5 protein-coding genes are annotated in these 9,212 nt (G+C 62.6%); all 5 read left to right on the forward strand.

Annotated elements, in window-relative coordinates; all coding sequences use genetic code 11:
- Nucleotides 1-29: 29 nt before the first annotated feature.
- Nucleotides 30-770: a GAP family protein gene (locus ACJH7A_RS17685; RefSeq protein WP_064857867.1), complete on the forward strand. Its 741-nt coding sequence runs from the start codon at nt 30-32 to the stop codon at nt 768-770.
- A 389-nt stretch (nt 771-1,159) separates the two neighbouring features.
- Nucleotides 1,160-1,396: a hypothetical protein gene (locus ACJH7A_RS17690; protein WP_135357871.1), complete on the forward strand. Its 237-nt coding sequence runs from the start codon at nt 1,160-1,162 to the stop codon at nt 1,394-1,396.
- A gap of 11 nt (nt 1,397-1,407) precedes the next feature.
- Nucleotides 1,408-3,279, forward strand: a complete 1,872-nt coding sequence (locus ACJH7A_RS17695) for a DUF262 domain-containing protein (protein WP_135357872.1) — start codon at nt 1,408-1,410, stop codon at nt 3,277-3,279.
- A 40-nt stretch (nt 3,280-3,319) separates the two neighbouring features.
- Nucleotides 3,320-6,142 (forward strand): helicase-related protein, encoded by a 2,823-nt coding sequence (locus ACJH7A_RS17700; RefSeq protein ID WP_064858423.1) that lies wholly within the window; start codon nt 3,320-3,322, stop codon nt 6,140-6,142.
- 332 nt (nt 6,143-6,474) lie between these two features.
- Nucleotides 6,475-9,212, forward strand: a 2,738-nt coding sequence (locus ACJH7A_RS17705; RefSeq protein ID WP_406802440.1) for an Eco57I restriction-modification methylase domain-containing protein, incomplete at its 3' end; no start/stop codon positions are given.

The following is a 9,212-nucleotide window of genomic DNA, read 5'->3' on the forward strand; positions in this document are numbered from 1 at the left end:
TTCGCGCCGCGACCGGTAAGTTGGCGGCAATGTGGGGTTCTGTGGCGGTGCTGGCGCTGCCGATCGCGTTCGATCCGGTACGTCTCGGGGTCAACCTGCTGCTGATCTCCCGGCCACGGCCGGCGCAGAACCTGCTGGTGTACTGGGTCGGATGTGTGACCGCGAGCGTCATGCTGCTGTTGCTCCCGCTGCTGGCGCTGCATTTCACCGATCTGGCGTGGGTGCACGATCTGGCCAATCCCCGCACCACCGCGAGCGCGACCATGCGGCATGTCCAGGTGTTCGTCGGCGTGCTGCTGCTGGTCATCGCGGCGGTGACGGCCATGCGGATGGTGACGCGCCGGCGCGCGCCGGACACGGACGCCTCACCCATCTCGAAACTGTTGCAGCGCGACCCCGACGCGCCGCCACGGGGCGGATTGCTGGGACGGGCGCAACGGGCCTGGGAGAGCGGGGCGCTGTGGGTCGCCGCGGTGATCGGCTTCTGGGCCGGCCCCAACCCGTCGCTGGTGCTGTTCGCCCTGACGACGATCCTGGCATCCGGCGCCGCCATCGGCACGCAGATCGGCGTCGCACTGGTTTTCATCGTGGTGAGCCTCGCCGTCGTGGAAGTGGTGCTGCTCTGCAACGTCGTCTCCCCGGTGAAAACCCAAGCGGCACTGCGGAAAGTGCACGACAGGGTCGGCGGCTACCGGCAGCAGATCGTGGTGGCGATCGTGACGCTCGTCGGACTGGCGTTCGTCGCCCAGGGCTCGGGCTTACTCGGGTAGCTATCGCCGAAACGCCATTCCAGCAGGCCGCTACCCGCACTTTCTCTGCGCAACGGCGGGTTCGGCAGTCGTTCCATCCCCGCCTCGCGCGTAGCGGTGTCCGGCAGCCGCCGGCGAGCCCGAGGGCAGAGGGACGACGATCTCCTGAACGGGTCCGGTGCTTACGCGCTGCGTGGCCCGTTCGATGGGATTGCGCAGGCAACCCGCAAAGCGATCAGTGGGTGCCCCGAGATTGATGCTCTGGTGGCATGTCAAACTTTGCACATAGCGTCGAGAACACATCTCCGTCGGTAGGTGGTCCTACACTCCCACCGATGCCAAAAATGACGGGTAATGATGAGTGAGGAACAGGTGAACGACGGCCACGACGACGTGCTAGTTCCGTTTGGATGCTCGGGACCGAAGAAGGTTTGATTGTGGCGGTCCCGACGGCTGACGAGCTGACACCTGCGCGTCTCACTGAGACGCGTTCTGCACTGGCGGCGTTCGCGGACTCCCGGGTAGCTACGGTTGAGGCTCATCCGCTGTCGGTCAATGTCGATCGGTCGAGGGGAATCTCGCTCGGTGCGATCAGCCCGCTGGCGCAGCAGATCGGAACTCTGGTGCTCCCGGCATCGGTCGCGTGAGGTCCTGAGGCATGGAAGCGCATCCCCGTAGCCCCCGAGTGCTGTTCGAGGGCAAAGAACATTACGAGATCCCCGCCTTTCAGCGGCCGTATGTCTGGAATGAAGAAGATCAGTGGGCACCGCTGTGGGACGACGTGCTCCGGGTCGCAGAAAGCTATATTGCAGCAAAGGAATCTGGCACAGAACCCGCAATCCGACAGCACTTTCTCGGCGCGGTGGTTTACGAGACAAGGCCGCCGGTCACCGGCGACGTGACCCGTCATGAGGTCATCGACGGTCAACAACGCATGACTACCCTGCAATTGCTGCTTGACGCAGTCCAGCAGGTGATCGACGAGCGTGGTCACGAAGATCTTGCAGAGGCGCTGGAAGGCCTCATCCTCAACAAGCAAAAGGCGTTCATAGACCAGCGCGAACGGTTCAAGCTCTGGCCGTCGCAAGCCGATCGCCTGGCCTTTGCCGCAGCCATGGACCCGGCGGCGCCCAGTGATGGCGAGCACCGAATCCTGGATGCTCACAAATTCTTTCGACGAGAAGCTACTCGTTGGCTGAGCGGCGAACCGGATGACGACGGGGATGTTCCGCCGAGCACCGAGGGATTGCGCGTCGAAGCGCTGACCTCCACATTGCAGGACCGACTGATACTCGTCGCGATCGACCTCACTGGTCACGATGACGCACAGCTGATCTTCGAGACCCTGAACGATCGTGGAACTCCTCTGTTGAAGGCCGATTTGATCAAGAACTGGGTCTTCCGAACGGGTGAAGCCATTGGGGCGACTGTCGAGAAGTGGTCGGTTACCCATTGGGCCGAGTTTGACGATGCGTGGTGGCGGGAGGAAATAGCGCAAGGCCGGCATGTGAGGTCTCGCATCGACATCTTCCTCCAATACTGGCTGACCATGCGGACCCAGGACGAGGTCAAGGCAGAGGACATTTTCCGAATCTTCGTTTCCTACGCCGGACCTCACTTCACGTCAGCAGGTTGCGCCGACGCCCTCCTGGCTGAGCTTCGGCAGGATGCCGATTCCTATCGAACCTTCGCGCAACTCGCTCCGACGACGCCCGAAGGTCGTTTTTATTCCCGAGTCATCGAGACGATGGAGCTCGCCGCCATCACGCCGGTGTTTCTGTGGCTGTTGTCGCCGAACCACCACGTTCCAGCTCGTCAGCTGCGGATCGGCTTCGAATCACTGGAGAGCTGGGTCATTCGTAGGACATTGCTACGCATGACGACCAAGGACGTCAACAAGTTTGTCGTCGCGATCCTTAAGTCGCTCAACGACATTAGTGCAGCCGAGGTAGGTGAGAAGCTGCGTGAGTATCTCGCCTCACAGACCGCCGAGACCCGCCTCTGGCCCACCGATCTCGATCTACGGACGCAGCTTCCGGAAGTTAAGCTCTACGGCGTAATTCGCCAGGGCCGACTGCGCGTGGTGCTCGGAGCCATTGAGCACCACTTGCGCGCACAAAGTGCAATGTATGAAGACATCTCGTTGCCGGCTGGTTTGGAGATCGAACATGTTATGCCCCGTGGCTGGCGCACTCACTGGGACACGGTGCCTCCGATGTCGCCCGAAGACGCGGCGAAGCGCGACAAATACATCAATACGATTGGAAATCTGACGCTGGTGACCAAATCGCTCAACGCGTCGCTGTCGAACAGGCCTTGGACTGACGTGCAGGCAACGGGGCTGATGGAAGGTGGTCAGCCTGGCATGGGTAAGCGCAGCCTGATTGATTCCTTCAGCCTGCTCGTCCTGAATAAATCAATCCTGAAGGACCATGTCGAATCCTGGACCGACGACGATATTGCGGAACGCTCACGGAGAATGGCCGCGGCGGTCTGCGCTGTCTGGCCTGGGCCGACGGGAAACGGATGACGATTCGTTGCTCGGGTGTGCGTACAGGAGGAACACGAGGTTGACCGCAACTTTTACCGCCGCCCCAGGTTCCACTGTTGTTGTCCGCGACGAGGATTGGCTCGTCACCAAGATCGACCCAGCGACCGACGGCTTCTTTGTCCACGTAGTCGGCCTGTCTGAGTTGGTCCGCGACACTGAGGCGACGTTCTCGACCGCACTGGACGAGATCATCGAATCCGACCCGGCAGGGGTGCAGGTCAAGGGTGACGACTCTCATGGCTTCCGCAAGACGAAACTCTGGCTGGAAGCGATGCTGCGCAAGACGCCCGTGCCGATCGCCGACCCCGAACTGACGGTCGCCAATCGAGGTCTCGCCGACACGCTCAAGTACCAGCTCAAGGCCGTGCGGCAAGCCCTCGACCCCGACAATCTGCGGCCGCGCATCCTGCTCGCCGATGCTGTCGGCCTCGGCAAGACCCTCGAAATCGGCATGATCCTCGCGGAGCTGGTCCGCCGCGGCCGCGGTGAACGCATCCTGGTAGTCACCCCAAAACACGTGCTCGAGCAGTTCCAGATGGAGATGTGGACCCGCTTCGCCCTGCCGTTCGTCCGGCTGGACTCGGCAGGTATTCAGCGCATTCGCCGCGAGCTACCGGCCAATCGCAACCCGTTCACGTACTACAAGCGGATCATCATCTCGATCGATACGCTCAAGAGCGACAAGTACATTGCGCATCTGCGCAAGCAGCGCTGGGACGCGGTGGTCATCGACGAGTCGCACAACGTCACCAACGCGATGTCGCAGAACAACCGCTTGGCTCGTCTACTGGCCGCCCGGTCTGACGCGTTGATCCTCGCCTCGGCAACCCCGCACAACGGTAAGGCCGAGTCGTTCGCCGAGCTGATCCGCATGCTCGAACCCAGCGCGGTGAAGGCCGACGGCACCATCGACGAAGAGCAGGTCAGGCGCCTCATCATCCGCCGGCACCGTCATCACCCGGATGTGAAGGGCGAGGTCGGTTCGGACTGGGCCGAGCGTCTGGAGCCACGCAATCTGCTCGTCAAGGCTTCGCCGATCGAGAATCAGATCGCCCGTGAGCTCAATGATGTGTGGCTGCACCCACAGGGCAGCGCGCCGACCAGCGTCCCGCTGTTTCCGTGGACCCTCGCCAAGGCATTCCTATCGTCGCCCGCCGCGCTCGCCCAGTCCTGCAAGGAACGTCTCAAGCGGCAGGTGGAGCCGAAAGAGCAAGCCGCACTGAATAATCTGCTGACACTCGCTCAGCAGGCCGAGGCCGGAAAATCCGCGAAGTACGACGCTCTGGTCGAGTATCTCGCCAAAATCGGTGTCAGGAAAGGTAATGCGACCCGCGCGGTCGTGTTCGCCGAACGGGTGGCCACCCTAGGTTGGCTGCAGAAGCGCCTAATGAAGGACTTCGGGATCACCAAGGATCAGGTAGCGATCCTGCACGGTGGTCTGTCGGATGTTGAGCAGCAGGACATTGTGGAGTCTTTCAAGCTGGAATCCTCGCCGATTCGCATCCTGGTCACCGGCGATGTCGCCTCCGAAGGCGTGAACTTGCACAGCCAGTGCCACCACCTGATCCACTTCGACATACCATGGTCGCTCATCAGGATCGAGCAGCGCAACGGGCGCATCGACCGTTACGGCCAGAAGCATCGCCCGGAGATCACCACGCTGCTGTTGGAGCCCGACACTGACGAATTTGCTGGGGACATCAGGGTTCTCACCCGCCTGATCGAGCGTGAACACGAAGCGCACAAGGCTCTCGGTGACTCGGCGTCGCTAATCGGAACCTACGAGGTCAAGGCCGAAGAGGACGCGATCCGAGATGTGCTGGCCCGCAAGAAAAATCTTGACGATGTCGTCAAGACGGTCGCCCAGGTGCAGGCGTCCGGCGGCATGGACGGACTGCTGGCTCGCCTGATGACGATGCCCACCCAGGCCGCGTCGGAACAGCCGACGACGGAGCACCGAGGCATCTATGCCACCGATATCGACTATCTGTCCGACGCCCTCGACGAGTTCCTTAAGACACCGGGTCTGGAGCCGCCGTTGGGAGTGGCGTGGCAGCGCAACGACCAGCACAAGTCCGCGGTGCTCAAACCGCCGAAGGACTTGAAACAGCGCCTGCAGGTGCTGCCGCAGTCCTACTTGTCGGCGCGCAAGGTAACTGAGCTGTTCCGGTTGGCGTTCACAGTGGCGCGCGGGCAGCAGGAGCTCACGGCGGCTCGGTCGGGACAGTCCACCTCGGCATGGCCGGAGGCGCATTACCTCGCGCCGCTGCACCCGATTATGGACTGGGCCAGCGACCGGGCACTGGCCGAGCTCGGCCGCAACGAGGTGTTCGTGGTGCGCGGCGACGTCAATGCTCCGACCGTCCTAGCGCAGGCTACCCTGACGAACACGCTCGGGCAGGTTGTCGCGTCGAGCTATATCAACGTCGAATTTCCCTACGCATTCAGCGGATTCGCCCGTCCCTATCCGTCCGCCGAGGAGGCTATCGGTCACCTCAAGCTGGCAAGCATCAACACCGGCGACATCGCGGACGCCGATCAGCTGCAGCCGTACGTGAAGCATGCGGTGGCCTCGGCGGAGGCGGTGGTCGAGGGCCAGATCGATGCCATCAAGGCCGAGACACGCGGCCGCATCGACCGCTGGGTGGAGCGCAGCAAGAAGTGGGACGACGAAGCCGACGCGCTCGTCCAGCGAAAAGAATTGAAGGACAGGCGGACCCGCGTGCGCGAAGAGGCTGTGCTGGCCGAGGAGATGAATCCGGACCGGACGTTGATCCGGCCTCTGCTCGTGGTCATCCCTGCTGGTACATCCGTGGCTGACCTGATCGGAGAGAGCCGATGAGTGACGCGATCATCCTCGGCGGCGAGTTCGTCAGCGAGCACTACTTCGGCACCGACGCGACCAAGCAGTCATTTCGCTCGCGGGTTCTGGCCTGCCGTAAGGTGTGGGACGAGGTGAAAGCCAGCGTCGAGCCGACGGTCCGATCGCGCTATATGGAGGCCCGCGACCAGCTGGGCAAGTCCTTCGCGGCGCTCGATGAAGGCACCGTCGACCTGCCCGGCCTCTATGGCCAACTGCGCACCGCTCTGGGATTCGAGGGACTCGGATTCGACATCGAGCCAAGGGATTCCATCCTGACCATCCGTGCCAGCGGCCTGTCCGGTGCCGCGCCGTTGGCGCTGATCGACGCGCAGGCGAACCAAGAGTTGGAGGCGTTGCTCGACAAGGACAACGACAATCTGCTGCAGCCGTTCTCGGTGGATGAGAAGACCGAGCTGACTTCGGTGGCCCGACTGCTGTCGCACCTGTTTGTCGCCGAGGATGGACCTCAGTTCGCACTGGTTTTCGCCGGGTCGATTGTGCTGCTGGCCGAGCGCGAACGCTGGCCCGAAGGCCGTTACCTCGCTGTTGATTTGCAGCTGGTGGGGGAGCGCGCGGACGCCACCAAGGCCGGTGAAATCGACACCGCCTTGGCCTGCATATGTGCTGAGTCGGTGGCTCCGGACGCCGAGGGAAACATCTGGTGGACAGACGTTTTCGACGAATCGGTCAAGCACACCGTCGGTGTCTCGCAGGACCTGCGTGAAGGTGTGCGGTTGTCGATCGAGATCATCGCCAACGAGGTGGTGAGCCGCCGCCGGGCACAGGGTCTGGAACCGCTGCCGCAGGATCAGGCCCAGGTGCTGGCGCGGCAGTCGCTGCGCTTCCTGTACCGAATCCTGTTTCTGCTCTATGCCGAAGCGTCGCCCGAGATGGGTGTGCTGCCGGTCGGTGAACATGCCTACGAGCGTGGCTACAGCCTGGACCGGCTGCGTGATCTGACTCTCGTTGAGTTGGCAAGCCCACGGTCACTGAATGGGACCCATCTGTTCGATTCGCTGGGTGTGCTGTTCACGCGTATCGACAAGGGACATGACGGCGGCGTCGAGAACGACGAAGAAGGTTCGCGTGCACAAGGGTTGACGTTCAACGCGCTGAAAGCCGACCTGTTCCTCGGTCGCGCCACCGCGTTGATCGACGAGGTGAAGCTCGGCAACGGTGAGCTGCAGCGGGTGCTGCGACATCTGCTGCTCAGCAAGAAGCAGGCCGGCCGCGACCGTGGCTTCATCTCGTACGCGGAGCTGGGCATCAACCAACTCGGCGCCGTATACGAGGGCCTGATGAGTTACACCGGCTTTTTTGCCGGGACTGACTTGTATGAGGTTGCGAAGAACGGGGATTCGTCGAAAGGCTCCTGGGTCGTTCCGCATGATCGGATCGACGGCATCAGCGAGGCCGACTTCGTCCGTGCCGTCGACGAGAACACTGGCGAGAGCAAGCCAGTTTTGCACCAGCGCGGAACCTTCGTGTTCCGGCTGGCCGGCCGTGAACGCCAGCAATCGGCCTCCTACTACACCCCTGAGGTGTTGACCCGCTTCACGGTGAGTCAAGCCCTCGCGGAGCTGCTCGACCAGGACGGCAGAACGACGACTGCCCGCGAGATTCTCGACCTCACTGTGTGCGAGCCCGCACTCGGGTCCGGGGCGTTCGCGATCGAGGCCGTGACGCAGCTCGCCGAGCAATACCTCACCCGCCGCCAGCACGAACTGGGCGAGCGCATCGACCCGGACCAGTACGCGGCAGAACTGCAAAAGGTCAAGGCGTACTTGGCATTACATCAGGTCTACGGGGTAGACCTGAATGCGACGGCGGTCGAATTCGCGGAAATCTCCCTGTGGCTGGCGACCATGGGCAAGGGTCTGGCGGCGCCGTGGTTCGGTCTGCATCTGCGGCGCGGAAACTCCCTTATCGGCGCCCGAAAGGTACTGGACGGTGGCGTATTTGAGTTTCTGAAGCCGAGCGCCGGCTGGGGGAGCACGGTCGAGGCGAAGGAGGCAAAGACTCTTGCGCCCGTTGAACTGAAGCGCTTGCAGGAGTGGCGCAAGGTGCTCAAGCCAAAGCTGACTGCGGCGCAGGTCAAGGAATTGAAGGCGCTGACGAGTCGTGCCGAACGACTCTGGGATTTCGCGGCCCGCCGTCTACAGATCGCCGAGGCGGAAATCCGGCGCAACATCGAGGTATGGGGTGCCACAGACCTCCCCGTCGGTGGCGCTGTTACCCGCGAGCAGGTCGAGGCTTCGCTTGCGGATTCGAGCGGTGCCTACCGGCGTCTTCGCCGTGCCATGGACGCGTGGTGCGCGCTGTGGTTCTGGCCGCTGACCACCGATGTTGCCCCGCCGACGGTTGGCCAGTGGATCGAGGTGATGAAGGCCCTGCTCGGAGTTGAGGGCAAGGTGAAGCGTGGGCACGAAGAGCAGCTGACTTTCGGCGACGCCGTTACTTGGGACGAATTGGAAGAGGCCGAGGCAACCGATCTGGCCTTTGCTTTTGTTGCGGACGTTCCACGGCTTGTGGCCGACAATCCGTGGTTGGGCGAATGCGAACGCATCGCGAATCGGTACGGGTTCTTCCACTGGGAGCTCGAATTCGCGCCGGTCTTCGAGAACGGCGGATTCGATCTACAGGTCGGAAACCCGCCCTGGGTGCGGCCCCGCTCGGATGTCGAGGCGCTGCTCGCCGAGGGCGACCCGTGGTTCTCATTGAAGGCGAAGGCGACGCAAGCCGAAGTTGCCCAGCACCGGGAGGCAGCTTTGGACCGGCCGGGGATTCGTGATCTGGTTATCGGCGGGACAGCCGAAGTTGCCTGCACCGCGGCATTTGTCGGCGACGAGCGGATGTACCCGCATCTGAAAGGCCTCCAGCCGGACCTCTACCGGTGTTTCATGGAACGGACCTGGCGAAACGCCAAATCAACAGGTTCGGTCGGCCTCATTCATCCCGAGACGCATTTCACAGACGAGAAGGCGGGGTTGTTGCGGTCTGCGACGTATCGGAGGTTGCGGCGGCACTGGCAGTTCTTGAACGAGCTTCA

It is taken from the genome of Mycobacterium sp. SMC-17, from assembly GCF_045310915.1.
Taxonomy (GTDB): domain Bacteria; phylum Actinomycetota; class Actinomycetes; order Mycobacteriales; family Mycobacteriaceae; genus Mycobacterium.